20 protein-coding genes and 3 pseudogenes are annotated in these 17,368 nt (G+C 59.2%); 12 read left to right on the top strand and 11 right to left on the bottom strand.

Annotated elements, in window-relative coordinates; genetic code table 11:
- Window positions 1–23 precede the first annotated feature (23 nt).
- Window positions 24–509, bottom strand: coding sequence for a DUF2165 domain-containing protein (locus QYE47_RS03720; protein ID WP_070384015.1), 486 nt, complete (start codon window positions 507–509; stop codon window positions 24–26).
- A gap of 374 nt (window positions 510–883) precedes the next feature.
- On the opposite strand from QYE47_RS03720, the gene QYE47_RS03715 reads away from it, so the two are divergent.
- Window positions 884–1,921, top strand: a complete 1,038-nt coding sequence (locus QYE47_RS03715) for a sensor domain-containing diguanylate cyclase (protein WP_241791738.1) — start codon at window positions 884–886, stop codon at window positions 1,919–1,921.
- A 157-nt stretch (window positions 1,922–2,078) separates the two neighbouring features.
- Here QYE47_RS03715 and QYE47_RS03710 read toward each other — a convergent pair whose 3' ends face one another.
- Window positions 2,079–2,288 (bottom strand): 4-oxalocrotonate tautomerase family protein, encoded by a 210-nt coding sequence (locus QYE47_RS03710; protein WP_010953438.1) that lies wholly within the window; start codon window positions 2,286–2,288, stop codon window positions 2,079–2,081.
- Between the two features lie 69 nt (window positions 2,289–2,357).
- Window positions 2,358–3,089 (bottom strand): SDR family NAD(P)-dependent oxidoreductase, encoded by a 732-nt coding sequence (locus tag QYE47_RS03705; RefSeq protein ID WP_014591532.1) that lies wholly within the window; start codon window positions 3,087–3,089, stop codon window positions 2,358–2,360.
- A gap of 113 nt (window positions 3,090–3,202) precedes the next feature.
- Here QYE47_RS03705 and QYE47_RS03700 point away from each other — a divergent pair, with 113 nt between their 5' ends.
- The 5 genes and pseudogenes from QYE47_RS03700 to QYE47_RS03685 form a co-directional block, all read left to right on the top strand.
- Window positions 3,203–4,129, top strand: coding sequence for a LysR family transcriptional regulator (locus QYE47_RS03700; RefSeq protein ID WP_301158889.1), 927 nt, complete (start codon window positions 3,203–3,205; stop codon window positions 4,127–4,129).
- Between the two features lie 127 nt (window positions 4,130–4,256).
- Complete coding sequence (locus QYE47_RS03695) at window positions 4,257–4,496, top strand: hypothetical protein (protein ID WP_041167028.1); 240 nt, start codon at window positions 4,257–4,259, stop codon at window positions 4,494–4,496.
- A gap of 244 nt (window positions 4,497–4,740) precedes the next feature.
- Entirely contained in the window at window positions 4,741–4,989 is a 249-nt protein-coding gene (locus QYE47_RS27265; RefSeq protein ID WP_155766709.1) for a hypothetical protein, read from the top strand.
- On the top strand, window positions 4,979–5,371 hold the full coding sequence (locus QYE47_RS03690) for a hypothetical protein (protein WP_070384018.1): 393 nt from the start codon (window positions 4,979–4,981) through the stop codon (window positions 5,369–5,371). The genes QYE47_RS27265 and QYE47_RS03690 overlap by 11 nt, the downstream gene beginning before the upstream one ends.
- A gap of 31 nt (window positions 5,372–5,402) precedes the next feature.
- Window positions 5,403–5,618: pseudogene (locus QYE47_RS03685) on the top strand (helix-turn-helix domain-containing protein); the annotation flags it as partial.
- A 51-nt stretch (window positions 5,619–5,669) separates the two neighbouring features.
- Here the strand turns inward: QYE47_RS03685 and QYE47_RS03680 are convergent.
- Entirely contained in the window at window positions 5,670–6,008 is a 339-nt protein-coding gene (locus tag QYE47_RS03680) for a hypothetical protein (protein WP_070384019.1), read from the bottom strand.
- Window positions 6,009–6,741: 733 nt separating this feature from the next.
- On the opposite strand from QYE47_RS03680, the gene QYE47_RS03675 reads away from it, so the two are divergent.
- Complete coding sequence (locus tag QYE47_RS03675) at window positions 6,742–6,987, top strand: hypothetical protein (protein WP_155766710.1); 246 nt, start codon at window positions 6,742–6,744, stop codon at window positions 6,985–6,987.
- 201 nt (window positions 6,988–7,188) lie between these two features.
- Here the strand turns inward: QYE47_RS03675 and QYE47_RS03670 are convergent, their stop codons facing one another.
- The 5 genes from QYE47_RS03670 to QYE47_RS03650 form a co-directional block, all read right to left on the bottom strand.
- Window positions 7,189–7,473 (bottom strand): hypothetical protein, encoded by a 285-nt coding sequence (locus QYE47_RS03670; protein WP_070384021.1) that lies wholly within the window; start codon window positions 7,471–7,473, stop codon window positions 7,189–7,191.
- Window positions 7,474–7,646: 173 nt separating this feature from the next.
- On the bottom strand, window positions 7,647–7,823 hold the full coding sequence (locus tag QYE47_RS03665; RefSeq protein ID WP_081343614.1) for a CsbD family protein: 177 nt from the start codon (window positions 7,821–7,823) through the stop codon (window positions 7,647–7,649).
- A gap of 611 nt (window positions 7,824–8,434) precedes the next feature.
- Window positions 8,435–9,193: a helix-turn-helix domain-containing protein gene (locus QYE47_RS03660; RefSeq protein ID WP_070384483.1), complete on the bottom strand. Its 759-nt coding sequence runs from the start codon at window positions 9,191–9,193 to the stop codon at window positions 8,435–8,437.
- A gap of 46 nt (window positions 9,194–9,239) precedes the next feature.
- Complete coding sequence (locus QYE47_RS03655) at window positions 9,240–9,458, bottom strand: hypothetical protein (RefSeq protein ID WP_070384022.1); 219 nt, start codon at window positions 9,456–9,458, stop codon at window positions 9,240–9,242.
- Window positions 9,459–9,542: 84 nt separating this feature from the next.
- Window positions 9,543–10,616: an NAD(P)-dependent alcohol dehydrogenase gene (locus QYE47_RS03650; protein ID WP_070384023.1), complete on the bottom strand. Its 1,074-nt coding sequence runs from the start codon at window positions 10,614–10,616 to the stop codon at window positions 9,543–9,545.
- 214 nt (window positions 10,617–10,830) lie between these two features.
- Here QYE47_RS03650 and QYE47_RS03645 point away from each other — a divergent pair.
- A pseudogene (locus QYE47_RS03645) lies at window positions 10,831–10,942 on the top strand (universal stress protein); the annotation flags it as partial.
- Between the two features lie 671 nt (window positions 10,943–11,613).
- Here the strand turns inward: QYE47_RS03645 and QYE47_RS03635 are convergent.
- Entirely contained in the window at window positions 11,614–12,387 is a 774-nt protein-coding gene (locus tag QYE47_RS03635; RefSeq protein ID WP_019438804.1) for an alpha/beta hydrolase, read from the bottom strand.
- Window positions 12,388–12,476: 89 nt separating this feature from the next.
- Between QYE47_RS03635 and QYE47_RS03630 the strand changes: the two genes are divergently transcribed.
- Entirely contained in the window at window positions 12,477–13,916 is a 1,440-nt protein-coding gene (locus QYE47_RS03630) for an HD domain-containing phosphohydrolase (RefSeq protein ID WP_070384024.1), read from the top strand.
- 31 nt (window positions 13,917–13,947) lie between these two features.
- Here the strand turns inward: QYE47_RS03630 and QYE47_RS03625 are convergent, their stop codons facing one another.
- A complete protein-coding gene (locus tag QYE47_RS03625; RefSeq protein ID WP_070384025.1) occupies window positions 13,948–14,862 on the bottom strand; it encodes a LysR family transcriptional regulator in 915 nt (304 codons plus the stop codon).
- 116 nt (window positions 14,863–14,978) lie between these two features.
- On the opposite strand from QYE47_RS03625, the gene QYE47_RS03620 reads away from it, so the two are divergent.
- The 3 genes and pseudogenes from QYE47_RS03620 (at window position 14,979) to QYE47_RS03610 (ending at window position 17,364) form a co-directional block, all read left to right on the top strand.
- On the top strand, window positions 14,979–15,308 hold the full coding sequence (locus tag QYE47_RS03620) for a nuclear transport factor 2 family protein (protein ID WP_019438801.1): 330 nt from the start codon (window positions 14,979–14,981) through the stop codon (window positions 15,306–15,308).
- On the top strand, window positions 15,305–16,078 hold the full coding sequence (locus tag QYE47_RS03615) for an SDR family oxidoreductase (RefSeq protein WP_070384026.1): 774 nt from the start codon (window positions 15,305–15,307) through the stop codon (window positions 16,076–16,078). The genes QYE47_RS03620 and QYE47_RS03615 overlap by 4 nt, the downstream gene beginning before the upstream one ends.
- A gap of 510 nt (window positions 16,079–16,588) precedes the next feature.
- Window positions 16,589–17,364 (top strand): annotated as a pseudogene (locus QYE47_RS03610) (DUF2786 domain-containing protein).
- Window positions 17,365–17,368 lie beyond the last annotated feature (4 nt).

The raw sequence follows: 17,368 nt of genomic DNA, 5'->3' as shown, positions 1-17,368 counted from the left end.
ATTCTCCAAGCTTCCTGGGCCGCTCAAATCCACCGGACATTCAGTACGACGAAGTGCAGCAGGATCCAGACCATCAACAGCAGATGGGTCAGTTGCAACCCTTCCTGGCGTATCCAGTAGCCAAACCATATCCCGCCAAGCAGCATCGCGAACAAGAACCCGAGCGTTGCACTCAAGGCCAGGTTCAACCAGGGCCGCGCCACCTCCAGGCCGGCGCCAAGCAGCAGTTCATAGCACCCGACCCAGGCCGCGAGAGCGGCGGCTGCCTGTGTCAGCACTATGATGGACAAGGCCAAGCGATGGATGGCGTGAGAGGTCATCGCTCGCACCAACAGAGGAAGGGTGATTCCGGGAGGTTGGGCCAGCGGCGCCATCGACATGGTCTCCCCGATCGCCCCGGCTGAGCTCGCAAAGGCATGCAGGTTGTTGATCAGGCTGATACTCAGCCACAGGCTCAAGCCAATGCAGCAGGTGATCTGGAAAATAAGCAGTGAAGTCGGAGTGTCCATTCCGGGTCCTTTGTGAGTTCGTTTCCGAAAGCAGCGAGATCGTCCGGACGCCACTCTAAAACCTTGACTTAACTCGAGGTCAATACCGGTTTTCCAATAAGGCTGCCTGGGGCGACAACCTCAACCGTTCGTTCAAGCCGTCTGTAGGTCTGAGAAGTTTTTCGAGGTCTTGGGCGACCGACCGAGCCGCGCCGATCAACGCCACAGGTATTACCCACTGGAGGATCCGGGATAGAGCCAACCGGTTTGCTATGCTCTCTATTCCGGCTGGCTTGGCCTGAAGGCGCCGAGCGTGTGCGGCATTGGTCAAGATGCTTGAGAGTTTTCTATCCGCGTTTGTGGAAAAAATCGAACCAAGGAGTGGAGTAACAGACATGCCAGCTTGTCCCCTACCCTCTGATGAAGCACTTCGTCAGCGCACACTTGATGACATGGACTTGGTCGATACGCCGGCCGAGCATTATCTTGATACCTTGGTACGACTCACCCAAGAACTAGCCCAGGTGGAGACCGTTCTGATCAGCCTAATCGATCAGGATCGGCAGTGGTTCAAGGCTCGAATCGGCATCGAGGTAAGCGAGACGAAGCGCAATGTGTCCTTTTGCGGCTACGCGATTCTCGGTGAAGATACCTTGATGGTTTCCGACGCCAGGTGCGATTCACGCTTCGAGGACAATCCCCTCGTGCTGAACCCACCCTATATCCGGTTCTATGCGGGCCACCCGTTACGTGCCTCAAATGGTAAAGCCATCGGCACCCTGTGCATGTTCGATCCTCGGCCGCGGAAGCTCAGCGAGGCGCAACAGACTAATTTTCGGGACTTAGCCACGCTCACCGAGGGTTATTTGCAACTGCGGAGCCTAGCGCAGGTCAATCGCGCTCTGCGTGTTGAAATGGATCGCGGGCAGCGCAGGGCTTTGCTTGATCCTTTGACACAACTATGGAACCGCGGGGCGTTGGCAGCATTTCAGAACCGAGAGCTTCGTTTGGCTGAGGAGCGAGGTTTACAGCTAGGTGCCGTATACGCAGACCTCGACCGTTTCAAATCCGTCAATGACGAGCATGGCCACGATGCTGGCGATAAAGTGCTCTGCGAGTGTGCCCGCCGACTGCGGGCTACGCTGCGGCCAGATGACCTGCTGGTACGCCAGGGAGGAGAGGAATTCGTAGCCTTGCTACGGGTTAAAGATAGCCAAGAATTGGCGCAGATTGCGGAGCGCTTGCGTCAGTCAATCGGCACCGCGCCTTTTTTGTTGCCCGGCGGCCCTCGGAAGATGACCATGAGCATTGGGTGCGCCCTGCTCACCCAGGGTGAGCAGATTGATGATGCAATAAAGCGCGCTGACGGCGGTCTCTATGCGGCCAAACATGGGGGGCGTGACCAGGTTGTCTATGTGCCAGCGTTATCCTGAGGAAGTTGAGACCCGGTAACATGGGGCAAGGCTCTCCCTATACGAGATGCGCTAGCGTATTGGCCACCCCGGTCTCCAAGTGGGTTCTCCTTCGCAAGCGTATCGAGCCAAGGCCGCCCTGGAGGCGCTGATTCGCGCCGCCGGGGCAGTTCGGAACTCATCCCTGAGTTTCTTTGCTGCGGTACTCGGTGGTGGTCATGCCGGCGTAGCCCCAGTTATCGGTGTCGACCTCCTCGATCACGATATGGGTGAGCTCAGGTTTCTTTCCTAGCACTCGCTGCAAGGTCTCGGTGATTTCCTTGATGACCTGGGCTTTCTGATCACGGGTGACGCCGTCGCGAGTGATGCGGACGCTGACGAAGGGCATGGTATTACTCCTATGACGTGGGGAAGTCAGGGCAAGGAGGCGGGATGCCTCCCCGTTACGTTCAGCCTATTACCATTTGCCGACACTCATACCGCCGTCGACCGGCAACACCACGCCCGTGGTGAACCCGGCGTTGGCCAGGTAAAGCACGGCGTCGGCAATGTCGCTGACGCGGCCGATGTGTCCGGCCGGTTGCAGGCCGTTGAGGAAGTCGAAGCTGGCCGGATCGTGCATCGGCGTCTCGATGATGCCGGGAGCCACCGCGTTAACCTGGATGTTGTGCGACGACAGCTCCAGCGCCAGGGCGCGGGTGACCTGGTTGAGGCCCCCCTTGATCAGCACTGGCAGGGCGGCGGGCACGGCGATGTTGGGTTGCAGCGCCACGGCAGCGGTGATGTTGATGATGTGACCCTGGCGCCGCTCGATCATGTGCGCGGCGGCGGCCTGGGAGGCGTAGACCACGCCCTTGAGGTTGGTCTCCAGCATGCCTTGGATGTCTTCCGGGCTATATTCGATGAAGGGTTTGGGCAGGAAGAAGCCAGCGTTGTTGACCAACACGTCGACCTGGCCGAAGGCGTCGATGCTGGCCTGAATCAGACGGCGGGCGGTCTCAGGCTTGGCGATGTCACCGGCCACGCCGATGAAGGCGGGGCTGTCCAGTTGTGCCTTGGCCTCGGCGAGGCGTCCGGCGGAGCGGGCATTGCCGACCACATTGAAGCCACTGGCGAGGAAAGCCTTGGCCAGGCCGAAGCCGATGCCGCTGGAGGCGCCGGTGATCACTACCGTTTTGCTGTTGCTCATGTCGTTTCTCCCAATCAGGTGGCGCCGAAGAGCGCCGTTGGGAGGACTATATTTTTGCTTTAGATAAGGATAAATATGGCAGCGAGAACTTCAGTTGATACATGGTGTAATCAATGCAGCGGCATTTCGACGACGTCCTACTCGGCAGCATCGAGCTGTTCTGCCTGGCGGCGGAGCTGGGCAGCTTCACCGCGGCCGGTCTCGCGGCGGGCGTGACGCCGGCAGCGGTCAGTCGCTCGATCAGCCGCCTGGAAGAGCGCTTGGGCTCCAGACTGTTCGTCCGTACCACCCGCAGCATCCGCCTGACCGAGGGCGGGCGAGGCTACTACGAACAGTGTCGTCAGGCGCTGACCCAGCTGGTGGAGGCCGAACGGGTGGTGACCGGTCAGCAGCAGGAGCCTTCGGGCACACTGCGCATCAGCCTGCCCACGACCTACGGGCACCACCGCATCCTGCCGCTGCTGCCCGAGTTTCGACGGCGCTACCCGAAGGTGCAGGTCGACATCCACCTGGGCAACCGCAACATCGACTTTGTCGGCGAGGGCTACGATGTGGCCATCCGCGTGCGTGCACAGCCGGATTCGACCCTGATCGCCCGGCCGCTGGAAGACGCCCGGCTGGTGGTGGTGGCCACTCCAGATTACTTGGAACACGCGGGCGAACCGCAGAGCCTTGAAGAACTGGCGCAGCATGACTGCATCCAGTTCGAACTGCCCAGCAGCGGTCGGCGCATCGCCTGGCTGTTCGACGAGGAGGGCCGCGAACGGGAAGTCCTCACCGAGGGCGGCTACGTCTGCTCGGACGACGTGCTCGGTGGCGTGACCTTGGCCAAGCACGGCACGGGACTGTTCCAGACCTACCGCTTCATCGTCGAGCGCGAGCTTGCCGAGGGCTCGCTGGTCGAGGTGCTGCGGCCCTTCGCGGGCCGCTCGCGGCCGTTCACCCTGCTGTATCCCCAAGGCCGACACATGCCGTTGCGCCTGCGAGCCTTCGTCGACTTCATCATGGACAAGCGGCGCCAGTGGGCCGCTGGCAGCTGAGGGGACGTATCACTCTGTATCAGTGCCATGGTGGATGTGGCGCCGATGGGCCAGCCTGTAGTTGGCCTTGGACCGATGTCCGGTTTAGCACCTGTCGGCCCAGCACCGGGCCGAGCCGGTGGCATGGATGGACTCACGCTCACCTCAGGCGCACGTCACGATCTCGAACGAGGTTAAGCAGCACAACCTCAAATTCGGTGGAGCGCCTGCCTCGGCGGTCAACGACTACAGCATTCCGCTCTACACCCACGCCGATCTTGGCGAGGTTGACGGCATGAGAATTCACGGTGGTGTTACCGTGAGCAGTCACGCAAAAGTCACGCACATGAAAAAGGCCACTCCTTTCGGAAATGGCCTAAGTCATTGAAATATATGGTCGGGACGGAGTGATTCGAACACTCGGCCCCTTGCACCCCATGCAGCGCATCTAAGCCTTGTAAACCTATGATTTTATTGAATATATAGCTTACTATAAGTCACCAAAATTAAGGATTTTCGAGCTTTTTGCAAACGAAAACACGCGGCCTGCAGCCAGGGTTTTGCGCAACCCGATCCTCTCGCGCTGACTGTTCGAGGCTTGATTTCGCAGATCGATGGTCCACGCCAGGTGAATGCTGCCGGCAGATTGTCGCGTCTGCAATCAACCAAAAGCGGACGTAAGCGAAGACGGTCCACCCTGCGCTTTTCTCACGGGTAATTGCGAAGTGGTGCAGGCACCGGCACTGAGCGATGCGCTGCATCCGGCCATCAGCAATTTGTTCATCCAGACCAAGCTGATTCAACCGCTGCAGGCCATCCTCTGCACACGGTGCCCCCGCTCACTGCAGAACGCAGTGCCATGGATGTGTCATGTCCTGTAGCGCACTGATCGATACCTACAATGTAGAACCCTATGTCGTAGCCGCCGACGTCTACGCCATAGTCCCCCACGCAGGGCGGGAAGGCTGGAGCTGGTACACGCGTCCGACGGGCAGGACGTACCGCCTGATCACCGAAAGCCTGCTGCTCCTGCAACGCAGCGGTGACACCTCGCTGCTACCGGCAGGTTGGCCGGATTGTGTACTGCACTACCGTTTTGGTAATACCCACTACCGCATTGAAGTGCGCAACAGCGCCAGCCCCGAACCGACCCTCAGCCCGGATGGCCAGTTGCTTGTCCATGCCACGCTGCAAGTGAAGGATGATGGAAAGCTACATCAGGTAATCGCCCAGTGCCAACGCTGCCTCTTGCCTACGAACTGAACCGTCCAACAGCGGTTGCACACCGCTGTTTGAACTGATCGCCAACATGTTGGGCGTACGTCGTGAAGGGGTAACTGAGGCGGCGGGCAAACTGCAGCGTCTCGGTGTGATCGAATACAGCCGGGGCAACATCAAGGTACTCGACAGAGTCCGCTTGGAGCAGCTCAGCTGCGAATGCTACGCCGTGGTGAAGAAAGAGACTGAACGGCTGCTGCCATACCTGTCGCTCCCGTACCCTGCCGTTTGACTGTACAAAGGTCACATCGCGCTTCAGACCATCAGGTGCCAAAGCCTATCGTTAGATCAGCTGATCGATCAGTACCGCGTTGCTATAGATGAGGCTACCGTCGTTGGCCCGGTGACCGATCAGATGGAAGTGGCCACGCAGGGTCGAATCCAGGTAGACGCGCATTCGACAGTCGGACAGCGGGCCATAACCTGGTGGTAGACGCAGTTCCAGGGTGGACAGATTGACGTCTACCATAACGTCTGGTTCATGGGTTCGTTGCAGGCGTTCCTGCGCTTGTTCCAGCAACAGGTGGTCGTTGCCATTGAGGCAGAAGTGGATATCTTCCAGCGCGATGTTTTTCGATTCGTTGCCGGTCTTGCACCAGCCTTCTACGGTAAAGGTACTCATGCTGACTCCATTGAATGTTCAGCGGACCGGTTGCCCGGTACGCGTGCTAGGTCGTTGGCAAACAAATGAATGTAACTCCAAGTGCTCGCCTCTAGGCGCACCTCGTCTATGAGTTTTGTAATGGCAACTTCGCTCTGCCATTGCTCAGGTCCGATGGCGGTGACGAAGGTTTCGACGGCCCCCGTACCCGGTTTCCGGAAAAGCAGGCTCAACGACCCGTCCCTGCTCTTGTAAGGAGTACAGGTAAGCGGCGCGAACGCGGATATCAGCCGTCGTTTCGCATCTTGGAATGTCACCATTGCCTTTGACTCCTGTGTACGGCCGAAAGTGGGACACGCCCGCTTGGCCTCTACGGAGGGACGCGTTAGCCCTCTTGACCCCTCTCCATTGAGAGACAGCGGGGGAGTCAATATTTGCAGCATCAGCATCGTTGGTCGGTACGCTATCGAACATTTACCACCGGTTTCGGCAGGAGTTCACCCGTCGTCCTGGCACCGCGTTGCCTACCAACTGCAGCCCTTTTCGACCGGACCGGCGCTCCGGCAAGGCCACTCCCACAGGTACAGAGTAGTGCTTGAGCATGGCGCCGTGCCTGGGTGCGGCCTTTTACTATGAACATGCTTCATCCTACAGCCGCTGGTGGACCTGGTCTGTGCGCCTACGCACCGACGCGGCTACGCTTATCGTCCATCATTTTGCTATTAGAGCCCCTAAACAGTACCAGGAGATCATCATGCGCAAGCGTACCGAAGTCGCCCTTGAGGAGCCGTCGGCGGGGGCACGTACTCCTCTCGCGCAGCGATATGAATCGGCTGCTGAGCGTTATTCCTTCCGTGATGACAAAAAGGCAGCCGGCGGCAAACCGGCTGAAACACCGTCCGCGGGAGAATTGCCGTACTCACCACATCATGATCGAAACGCCGCGATGGGCATCGGCTCGCTCACCCAGGCATGTCCTGCAAGCGCAGGTCACTCATGACGACCAGCAGGGGCTTATGGCAGGAGTCAGCATCGAGGGAACCAAGATATCAAGAATCTAGCGCTGAGTAGTGTGGCGCTTCGTCATGACTTGCCACCAAGGCCATGGTTATCAGGAGCGGGGATTGCGGGCTGAGCCGACGTGTAAAGCAAAGTAGGCCAGTATAGCGCAGCCATGCCTGGCTGCGCTCTTGTTCAGGGGCTAGATGTACGGCTGGCCACTGAAGCCTCTTGGGAGGCGCTGCAGGCCGGGCATTTTAGCAAGTCTTTCCTGCCAGGATGCACGCCAGCCTTGTTTCACATGGACTTTCAGCAACTTCCGGGAGGCTCTGCGCGCCGCGTTTCGCATTTCCTTGCGGGCGCTCTGGAAAACCTCGGTGTTTCTGCAGCTTCGGCACTTCACGCGGCCGGGCTCGCCAGTGGAAAAGAGGTTGCTGCCATGGCGGCCGCAGGCCAAGCGGCCGTCAACTTTGAAGTGAGTGATCATGGATAGGTTTCCTCTTCGCTCGGATGTGGCACTGCTGTGCATCGTCAAGCTCCCGATAGAGTGTTTGACGTCCGCCGCCCCGTAGCGATCATGGGACACGGGTCGGAACTTTTCGTTACCTCAGGAGATCCAGCCTCGCCAACTACTGGCCTGTTCCTGCCATACAGCCATGGCTAGCCTCCCTTCTTGATATCCTCCTTGATGTCGCCAGCACTTTCCTGGAACTCTCCGATCGCCTTTTGCACCTTGCCTTTGTTCTCCAGTGACCTGTTTCCGAGCACCTTTCCAGTGCTTTCCTTGATTTGGCCGGAAACCTGTTTGACTTTGCCTTTCACTTGATCTTTGTTCATGGGGCACGCTCCAACGGCAGCGCGAGGGAAAGGCCGCTGGATGGTGGAGCCGGTACACACCGTACTCGTAGCGGCCAGAGTAGGTACTTTGTCAGCAATGGGGGCGGCCGTCAGTGCGTTAGCGCACCCTGACAGCTTGATGTCGACACTATATTGGCCAAGGGCTGTGCCCGGATGGTGCTCATCTCATCCAGCGTCGGCACGCAGAGGGATCCAAAGCCTCGCCGTTCCTCTCTGGGACAGCTTCAATTCTACATATAAGGGGTCCGCTTCTGGCCGGTACCTGCCTACCGCGAGTGGCCGCTATCGACCCAATCGGCCAATCGACGCAAAGCGCAGATTGAGGCAGCAATTCTAAAACAAGTACCGGAAAGATGGTTGGTGGTGGTAAACAATGCATGTAGGAGCAAAGCAAACCAATGCAACCCAGACCAGGATCGGGTCAGCCAATACCTGGCTGACATACCCCTGCAGGGCGGTGATGGCGAAAATTCTCAACCCGCTGCAACGGCGCCCTCACTGCGGACCTTCTGCCGTTCTCGTTCAATTCCCGACAGCATGCCGATGCCCCAGTGCCACTGGGCCATGAGCCAAGCTCACCAAGTGGAATATCATACTGGCACTGGGGCGATTCCATACCTGCGCGAGGAGCCCAGCTCGAGCGCAATCAGCGCTGGCATGTCGAGTATTTCCACCTGTCGGCCGTGCAAGGTGACGATGTGCAGCGCGCGCAAGCGAGCGACCGATCGGCATATAGTTTCCAGGCGCAGCCCAAGGTGGGACGCCATATCGTCACGCGACATGCGTAGAGTAAACCTATGGGAGGAGTAGCCACGGCTGACGAAGCGCACGGACAACCCCAGCAGAAAACTGGCCAGCCGCTGCTCGGCTGAAAAGTTGCATAGCATCAGGACGCGCTCATGTTCGCGGATGATTTCCCGGCTCATCAGGCGATTCAAGCTCTGTTGCAGAATAGGAAAAACGCGTGCCAAGGTCTGCAGCGAGTGGTATGGAATAGGGCAGACAAAGCTGTCTTCCAAGGCGATTGCGTCGCAGACATGGTGTTCTGTGGCGATGGCATCAAGCCCCAGTACATCACCCGGCATCCAGAAATTGATGACCACGCCCTTGCCCTCGTCATTATTGAGGTTGGTCTTGAAACTTCCGGAATGTAAGGCATAGAGGGACGTTAACGGCACGTTGGCGTTGAACAATGCTGCGCCTTTCCTGATGCGAATACGCGGTGAGATTAGCCCACTCAGGCAACTACCATGGTGCGGCAAACCTATTGGTAAGCAAAAGCCGTTGATCCGGCATTCATTGCACAGGAAGGTAAATGGGTTTGAATGAAGTAGCGACAGCCCGCACATGTTTGCAGGCTGAATTAGCCGCTGGACGTCGGTGAGGCCCGACATATCAAGCCTCCTTCGCTGGTGGGTGTTTATTGCCCGCCACCCGACCGTGCTCTGCGCTATAGCCCGTGATCACGTCCAGCGAGTGAGGTGCGTTGAGCCGCGAATTCAAACGCTCGGCAAACCGATCAGCTTCACAGGACGTGTAGAAGCTGACCCGCCACTGGTCCATGTGGACCCGCCAGCGATTCTGTTCGATGTTGCTCACTACGTAGACGTTCATCGGAGTCTTCCGAGCATGCATGAGCAAGGTGCCGCTTTTGAGTTAGCAGCGTGATGGCGTCCCAGCCCGCAATTGCGGCGAAGCTCAGGGCGTGATCGCCACTTTCATCACGCCGTCGCGCTGATTTGCAAACAAATCATAGGCAGTCTCAATGTCATCAAGGCGGAATCGGTGGGTGACCAGGGTTGAGACGTCAATTCGACCGCTGGCGACGACTTCCATCAGCCGGCGCATCCGTTCTTTTCCGCCCGGGCAAAGCGTACTCACGATGCGGTAGTCGCCCAGCCCGGCAGCGAAGGCGTCCAGCGGGATGCGCAGATCGGCGCTGTAAACGCCCAGGCTGGACAATGTTCCACCTGGACGCAGGACGCGCAGCGCCCATTCGAAGGTGGCTTGGGTGCCGAGCGCTTCGATGGCCACGTCCACGCCGCGGCCTTCGGTCAGTGCCATGATCTGCTTTACCACGTCGCCTTGCTTGAAGTCGACTACGTACGAAGCCCCCATTTTGCGTGCCACGCTGATGCGGGCAGCAACGGTGTCGACCCCAATAATGGCGGTGGCCCCAAGCATCCTGGCGCCGGCGACGGCGCAAAGTCCGATTGGGCCCAGGGCGAATACGGCGACCGTGTCACCGATTGCTACGCCACCACGTTCCGCGCCGGAAAAGCCCGTGGACATGATATCTGGACACATCAGCACCTGCTCGTCGCTGAGCTTGTCAGGGATGTGGGAGAGGTTGGCCATGGCGTCTGGCACCCGAACGTATTCAGCTTGGCAACCATCGATGATATTGCCGAGCTTCCAGCCCCCGACAGCCTTGAAACCATGGACTGTACCGGTGCCGTCCTGTGAGCCACAGCCGCACAGGCAAGCATTGCTGTGGCCGCTGGGCGTGATGGCACCGGCAATGACACGCTGCCCTTCCTCAAAACCCATGACTTGCGAGCCCAGCTTCTCGATAACCCCTACGGGCTCGTGACCGACGGTAAGCCCCTTCGCAACGGGGTATTCGCCACGCAGGATGTGCACATCGGTGCCACAAATTGTGGTAGTGGTGATCTTCACTAGAGCATCCAGTGGACCTATCTCAGGTATAGGTTTGTCGTCGAGCACGATGCGGTTATTCTCGACGAAGATAGCCGCCTTCATGAGTGACATGGCACGCCTCCGGAGATTTCAGAATTATTTTTTCCAGTTACAGAGTGCGCCCAAAAAGCTAATAAGTATTGGCCTGCGGCAGTTACACCGCCAGCCGGTACGCCCGTTGGTCAGTGCGCACTGGAATCTAATAAACATCAAATCTGGAAGGCGCCGCTGGCAAATAATTGGTCTACTCGCAGACATTGCCAATGTTGCGCCATGTGTAGTTCACAAAGGTATGTCGCTGCACAACGTTATTTTTTGGCTATCTCAAGGGCTTGGCCACGGTCGGCCTAGACAAGGATCAGGCTTCGGCAGTGATGCGTGAAGGATATGTGCAACAATAGCGTCAATGGCTGGGAACTCAAGCGCGGCACCGCAGTGTCATGTTCAGCATCAGGTCGATACTTAAAATCGGCAACTGTGAAGCTGCCCGAGGAGGCAATCTGAAGAACAATAGAGCGATGAAAGTCTGCTATATCGGGTCGAAAGCGGTCAGTGCTGAACCGCATCTATCGACAAAAAGGAATTATTTGCAAACGGAATGTTCGACCCTATCAAGCCTGATCAGACTGGATCTGTAGGTTCACCGTCCAATAATGCAGCAGTAGTGTGAGATTCGAACCTCAGGCCGCGCCACAAGCGGCCTGTCCATCGCCCCTGTCTAATACAGCTCTGCCAGTTTCAACGATTTTGGCCCAGTAAAACCGAGAAGCTTTCGAGCAGTTTTAGACAGTTTCAGCCTCCCACCTAGGCGTTCTGCCAACCACGATCCGTCCTCCATCGTCACTTACCCCCTGCTCTCACAGTCCGCTTTCGACCCATCGCTGCCAACTCGAATGAGCAACACCCGAGCTTTTTGTTTGTCGGCCAGGCGGGCTGCAACCACGCACCCCGTCGTGCCGACACCACAGACTATGAAATCGAAGTTCCGATCACACAGATGATCCATGCGTCGATGCCGTATCGATGCAGAGTGAAACTCAAGAACGCTCAGGCGTGTCGTGAGCAGCGATCACTGCTCGCCAACACTGCTTACCGCCTTGAGAATCACCTTGGCCACTTCGCCAGGCTGTGACTGCTGCGGCACATGGCTGGCGCGCAGTTCGGTCAGGGTGGCGCCGATACGCTTGGCACTGGAGCGCTGGATGTCGGGGTGGATCATGCGATCGTCAGTGGCGAGCAGGTACCAGGACGGCTTGGTCTTCCAGGCAGCGACCGTGGTCCGATCATCGAAGGCCGATGCCTTGATCGGGCCTTGGGTAGCGGTCATCACTGCGGTTTGTGCCGCCGGGAGATCCTGGGCGAAGTCCTTGGCCATGCCTTCTGCTGTCAGGTATAGGAAACCGTTGCCGTCTGCCTTGATCTGGCTGATGCCAGGCGGGGTAGGCGCGCCCTTGCCCTGTTCGCCACTGAACTGGCCTGCATCAGGTGCGAAGGCGGCGACGTACACCAGGGCGCTGACTTTCTCATGGGCGCCGGCTTCGCTGATCACGGTGCCGCCCCAGGAGTGGCCGACCAGCACCACGTTGCCTGACTGGTTGTTGAGCACGCGCTGCGTGGCGGCAACGTCGTCGGCCAGCGAGGTCAGCGGGTTTTGCACCACCGTCACCGCCACCCCTTCAGCCTGCAAATACGGCACTACCTTGGCCCAGTCAGAGCCGTCGGCGAAGGCTCCGTGTACGATGACCACCGAAGGCGTTGCCTCGGCAGCCTGGCTGACACTCACCATAAGGGTGCTGGTCAGGGCGAAGGCGGCGGTGACGAGTTGCGACTTGAATGCTTTCATGGGCTGAACTCCTGTGTTGGGAGTTCAAATTCTGCGGACCCACATGCTTGGCGGGTATCGGTCATTTATCCGACCCTGAGGCTTTTTTCATGGATAGCGCGCTACGATTCGACATCTCATTGAGCGGCGCACTGGGGGCTATCTCCCAGGTCGGCGACCTCAGCATGGGCCAGCCCCTTGGCCACTCCCAACGTGTTGCCCGCCTGGCGCAGCTGCTAGCCCGCGCCATGCACGGCGAAGGCGAGCATCTGATGACAGCGCAGCAGGTCGCCTTGCTGCGCTGGTCCGGCTGCACCGCCAACGCCGATGGCTTCGCCCATCTGCTGGGCAATGATGTCGATGGCCGCCGCGCGATGCTCGACCAGACCCTGGGCGCCGAACAGATGAACGCCGTGCATCAAGCGGCACCGCTCGCCGTGGTGCACTGCGAGGTGTCTGGCCAGATCGCGAAAACGCTCGAACTTGGCGCAGCGGTCGAAGCCGGCTTGTGCCGGATATTCGAAACCTTTGACGGAACCGGCAGGCCGTTTGGTGTGAGCCATGTGCACATTCCGGACGCGGCCTACCAAGTGGTACTGGCCGGAGACCTGGACATCCTCAGCCGCGCCCATGGCCTGGACACGGCGCTGAGCTGGATCAACGAACAGGCCGACCGCCGCTACCCCGCCGCCCTCGCCGCCTTGCTGGTGCGCAATGCCAAGGTATGGTTAGCGGAACTGGAAACAACGCCCGGTGGGCTGGACGACACCCGGCTCGAACGTCCCGTGTCACTGACGCTGGTGGGTGATGTGATCGATCTGAAGTTGCCCTGGCTGGCAGGTTACTCCCGGCAGGTGGCGCAGATTGCCGTCGAGGCCGCCCGCTTGTGGGGACTGCCAGAGCCCGACCAGACGGAGATTGGCAAAGCCGCGCTGATCCATGGCCTGGGGCGGGCAGCCGTCTCCAATCAATTGTGGAACACCGCGGGGCCGCTACCCTACGGCGCCACAGAACGTATCCACCTCGTCCCTTACTGGACGCACAAGGCATCACGGCAGATCACTGAGCTGACCATCCCTGGCGAAATTGCCGCCCATGCCTACGAACGGCTCGACGGCAGCGGCTACTTTCGCGGTGCATCGGCCGATGCCCAGTGCGCCGCCTATCGCTTGCTCGCCAGCGCTGTCGCCTGGGTAGCGTTAAGAAGCGCCAGGCCCTGGCGACCCGCGCATAGCGAATCGGAGGCGGCGCGGCTGCTCAAACAGGACGCCAGCCGCGGCCTGTTTGACGCTGAAATCTGCACAGCGGTAATCGCTGCCGCACGTGGCGAACGCCGACTGCCTCAGCCGAAAAGCACGCTGCTCACCACCCGCGAGTGCTCCATCCTCATGGAGATCAGCCGTGGCGCCAGCAACAAGGAAGTAGCGCGGCGACTGGAGATCAGCCCGAGTACCGTACGCACCCACATGGAAAGCATTTTCCGCAAGCTGGGTTGCTCCACCCGCGCGGCCGCCACCTTGAAGGGGCTGACCCTGGGCTTGATCGCCTGAAAGCAGGCGCTTGGGGGCAGTCGGTGAATTATCATTGCTGGTCTTTGCTCGGCAGATTGTCGCGGGCCATGGCAGTGAATGCCTTGAGCGCAGCGGAGGGGTTGCGCCGGTTCGGGTAGTACAGGCACAGGTTGTCTCTGGGCGGCGTCCACTCTTCCAGCACCCGCTCGAACTGTCCGGCGTCCAGTTCAGCCTGAACGTCCTGCTGCATAAAAAAGCCCAGCCCCACGCCTGCCTGCACCACCGCCTTGGCGACACTAGGCTCGTCCAGGGTGAGCTGGCCAGTCACATCAAGCCGGGTCACCTCCCCCGCGCGTTCAAAATGCCAGGGGTAGATCGCCCCATTGGGTAGGCGGATGCGCATGCACTGATGCTGGAGCAGGTCCGCCGGGCTACGCGGCCGGCCGTGCTTGGCGAAGTAGGCAGGGGAGCCGACCACGGCATAGCATTGCGGCTGGCCGAGCTGAATAACGATCATATCGCTGGGCACAAGATTCGCAGAACGTACGCCCAGATCGAAACCGTCCGCGACTATGTCCACCAGGCGACCTTCGGTCACCAAATCGATATGCACCTTCGGGTAACGCTGCAGAAACTCCAGCACCAGCGGCAGCAACGCGGCGCGGGCGGCACTGGCGAAGGCATTGATGCGCAACACGCCTGACGGCCCGGCATTGTGCGAACGCACCGCTTCCAGCGCCGCTCGCACTTCCTGCAGAGCCGGACCGACCTGCTCCAGGTACATAGCCCCCGCCGCGGTCAGAGACACGCTGCGGGTGGTGCGATTGAACAGCCGCGTTTCGAGGCTCGCCTCCAGCTTGGCAATGGTGTTGCTCAATGCCGTGGTCGAAACATCCAGATCAATGGCTGCCTGTCGAAACGACGCCCTCCGCGCCACGGCCAGTACAGCTTCCAGCTCATTGAGACCAAGGCGCGAATCTGCCACGTAATTGTCCTCATATTCGGGATAGGTCGTTAATGTCTATCCCAGTTGAGCAAACTATCAACTGAGCGGCAAGATCACAGTCGTAAACCCCAACCACTGTGAGAGGAGATCAGGCCATGAACCTGCAACTGCCTGACGCCGTACAAACCTACTTCGATGTCAGCAATGGCGGCGACATCTCGCTCCTTGCCGCCTGCTTCTGCGCGGACGCCAGGGTGACCGACGAAAACCGCACGCACCAGGGCATTGCAGCCATCGAAGCCTGGCAACAGGAGGCCCGCCAGGCATTCACCTACAGCGTCGAGCCGCTGGCGGCGACGCAGAATGACGATTCGCTGAGCGTAACGGCGCGTCTGGTCGGTAACTTCCCTGGCAGCCCGCTGCAGCTGAATCATCTATTCCTGCTGCACGACGGCCAGATCCGCTCACTGGAGATTGCGCCATGAACCTTGATCTTGGCGGCAAGCAAGTGCTGGTCACCGGCGGCACCAAAGGCGTCGGCCGCGCGGTCGTCGAGCTGTTCCTCGCAGAGGGCGCCAAGGTGCTGACCTCGGCTCGGCAGGCAACCAGCGATCTGCCGGCTGAGCTGTTCGTGCAGGCTGACCTCGCGACCCCAGAAGGCTGCGAAACACTGGTAACCGCAGCTAAGCAACGGCTGGGCAGCATGGACATCATCGTCCACGTCCTGGGTGGTTCGTCGGCACCGAGCGGCGGCTTCGCGGTGTTGGATGACGCGCAGTGGCAACGCGAGCTCGACCTGAACCTGATGCCGGCCGTGCGCCTGGATCGCGCCCTGCTCCCATCGATGCTGCAGCGCAAGAGCGGCGTGATCATCCATGTAACCTCGATTCAGAACTGCCTGCCCTTGCCCGAAGCCACTACGGCTTACGCAGCGGCCAAGGCGGCGCTGTCGACCTACAGCAAAAGCCTGTCGAAAGAAGTCTCGCCACAAGGCGTGCGTGTTGTACGGGTGTCGCCGGGCTGGATCGAGACCCAAGCGTCGGTCGCCTTGGCCGAGCGGCTGGCGCAGGAAGCCGGTACGGACTACGCAGGCGGCAAACGCATTATCATGGATGCACTCGGTGGTATTCCACTCGGCCGCCCTTCCACGCCGTCAGAAGTTGCTGACCTGATTGCCTTCCTGGCATCGCCTCGTGCGGCATCCATTACGGGGAGCGAGTTTGTAATTGACGGCGGGACAGTGCCAACGGCCTAGCTGTAGTTGCTTCGCATATACGCGTCAACCACCGGAAAAGGGGACATGGAAAAGGGGACAGATTTATTTGCTGCTGACCGTCCCCTATTGGCCGATTGCAGCCCTTCGCCTTCAGCTACCGCACAGCAATGCGGTTTGTGGATGCGATGGAGGCCGGCGCCGCGAGCAAACAAGCCACAGCAAATCAGCAATCACATCCACCAGCCTGTACGAAACTATAAATTCGAACTTCCAGCTTCAGCGGTTAGGGTAACTGACCTTAGTAAATAGAAGGCAGACAAGCGTTCCTAGCCAGCGGTCCAATGCCTTCTAAACACTCTTTGCTTTCCCATCATCAGTGTAATAGTTATAGATCCAATCACTCAGGAAGTACTCACCTTTATAGTAACCAACATCCAAATGCTTTCTAAAACGCTTTCGACTAGTTTTCCAATAAATAAAGGCATGCGTTAACATCAGGATAGCTTCGGTAGGCTCCAAAAAGGCGTTTCTGAAAATGAGGATCACCCCGTGACCGAACAACAGCACGACGAAAGCAAGCTCGAGCGGGTCATCCGCAAGATCAAGCGCTGCCTGGCCCTATCCAAAAGCTCGAACGAAAACGAGGCCGCCACTGCTATGCACCAGGCCCAAGCGCTGATGCGCGAGTATCGTCTGACCGAGCTGGATGTGCGCCTGAGCGATGTGGATGAGGTCCAGTCGGAGAAGTCCAGAGCGAACCGCCGGCCTGGGACCGGCACCTGAGCAGCATAGTGGCCCAAGTGTTTGGGGTCAGGCCTCTGTCGTACCGGCACTGGTGCGAAACGTACGGCCGCAGAGTTGATCGGGCGCTGTTTGTTGGGGTTTCACCAGCCCCGCAGATGGCGATGTATGCCTACGAGGCTCTGCTGGTAAAGCTGACCTTAGCACGCCGTGAGTACGTGGCACTTGTCCGTTCAGGCAAGCGCCGCAGCGACTACTCGGCCGAGACCGCCGGTGATCATTTCGCTCTCGCCTGGGTGTCGGCGGTTCAAGGCAAGCTCCATGAGCTGCTACCTCGCGGAGAGGAAGATCCAGCCCTCACCCATTGCTCGGATGGTCGCAACCTAGTCGCTGTTGAGGCGCAGGACCAGGCATTAATAGAGCAGTACCTGGCAGGTCAGGAGATCGGCAAAGCCCGGAAGGCACTGAAGGTTGAGCTGGATCTAACCGCACAGATCGCCGGACTACTCGCTGGCCAGCGTGTTGAACTCAACCCCGGGCTTGCCACAGCTGGCCAGGATCAATTCAGGCTAGAAAGCGCATGACCAT

This window comes from Pseudomonas sp. 2,4-D (genome assembly GCF_030418155.1).
Classification (GTDB): domain Bacteria; phylum Pseudomonadota; class Gammaproteobacteria; order Pseudomonadales; family Pseudomonadaceae; genus Aquipseudomonas; species Aquipseudomonas alloputida.
The sequence above is the reverse complement of the archived record's forward strand: the minus strand, read 5'-3'. Positions and strand labels throughout refer to the sequence as shown.

Bases quoted from the DNA above. Each gene is read 5' to 3' on its own strand.
- QYE47_RS03655 (WP_070384022.1), bottom strand. From the start codon at position 9,458: ATGAACGTCTACGTAGTGAGCAACATCGAACAGAATCGCTGGCGGGTC.
- QYE47_RS03710 (WP_010953438.1), bottom strand. From the start codon at position 2,288: ATGCCCTTCGTCAGCGTCCGCATCACTCGCGACGGCGTCACCCGTGAT.
- QYE47_RS03660 (WP_070384483.1), bottom strand. From the start codon at position 9,193: ATGTGCGGGCTGTCGCTACTTCATTCAAACCCATTTACCTTCCTGTGC.
- QYE47_RS03690 (WP_070384018.1), top strand. From the start codon at position 4,979: ATGTCCTGTAGCGCACTGATCGATACCTACAATGTAGAACCCTATGTC.
- QYE47_RS03615 (WP_070384026.1), top strand. From the start codon at position 15,305: ATGAACCTTGATCTTGGCGGCAAGCAAGTGCTGGTCACCGGCGGCACC.
- QYE47_RS03705 (WP_014591532.1), bottom strand. From the start codon at position 3,089: ATGAGCAACAGCAAAACGGTAGTGATCACCGGCGCCTCCAGCGGCATC.
- QYE47_RS03620 (WP_019438801.1), top strand. From the start codon at position 14,979: ATGAACCTGCAACTGCCTGACGCCGTACAAACCTACTTCGATGTCAGC.
- QYE47_RS03650 (WP_070384023.1), bottom strand. From the start codon at position 10,616: ATGTCACTCATGAAGGCGGCTATCTTCGTCGAGAATAACCGCATCGTG.
- QYE47_RS03720 (WP_070384015.1), bottom strand. From the start codon at position 509: ATGGACACTCCGACTTCACTGCTTATTTTCCAGATCACCTGCTGCATT.
- QYE47_RS03715 (WP_241791738.1), top strand. From the start codon at position 884: ATGCCAGCTTGTCCCCTACCCTCTGATGAAGCACTTCGTCAGCGCACA.
- QYE47_RS03680 (WP_070384019.1), bottom strand. From the start codon at position 6,008: ATGAGTACCTTTACCGTAGAAGGCTGGTGCAAGACCGGCAACGAATCG.
- QYE47_RS03675 (WP_155766710.1), top strand. From the start codon at position 6,742: ATGCGCAAGCGTACCGAAGTCGCCCTTGAGGAGCCGTCGGCGGGGGCA.
- QYE47_RS03630 (WP_070384024.1), top strand. From the start codon at position 12,477: ATGGATAGCGCGCTACGATTCGACATCTCATTGAGCGGCGCACTGGGG.
- QYE47_RS03665 (WP_081343614.1), bottom strand. From the start codon at position 7,823: ATGAACAAAGATCAAGTGAAAGGCAAAGTCAAACAGGTTTCCGGCCAA.
- QYE47_RS03635 (WP_019438804.1), bottom strand. From the start codon at position 12,387: ATGAAAGCATTCAAGTCGCAACTCGTCACCGCCGCCTTCGCCCTGACC.
- QYE47_RS03670 (WP_070384021.1), bottom strand. From the start codon at position 7,473: ATGATCACTCACTTCAAAGTTGACGGCCGCTTGGCCTGCGGCCGCCAT.
- QYE47_RS27265 (WP_155766709.1), top strand. From the start codon at position 4,741: ATGCTGCCGGCAGATTGTCGCGTCTGCAATCAACCAAAAGCGGACGTA.
- QYE47_RS03695 (WP_041167028.1), top strand. From the start codon at position 4,257: ATGGACTCACGCTCACCTCAGGCGCACGTCACGATCTCGAACGAGGTT.
- QYE47_RS03700 (WP_301158889.1), top strand. From the start codon at position 3,203: ATGCAGCGGCATTTCGACGACGTCCTACTCGGCAGCATCGAGCTGTTC.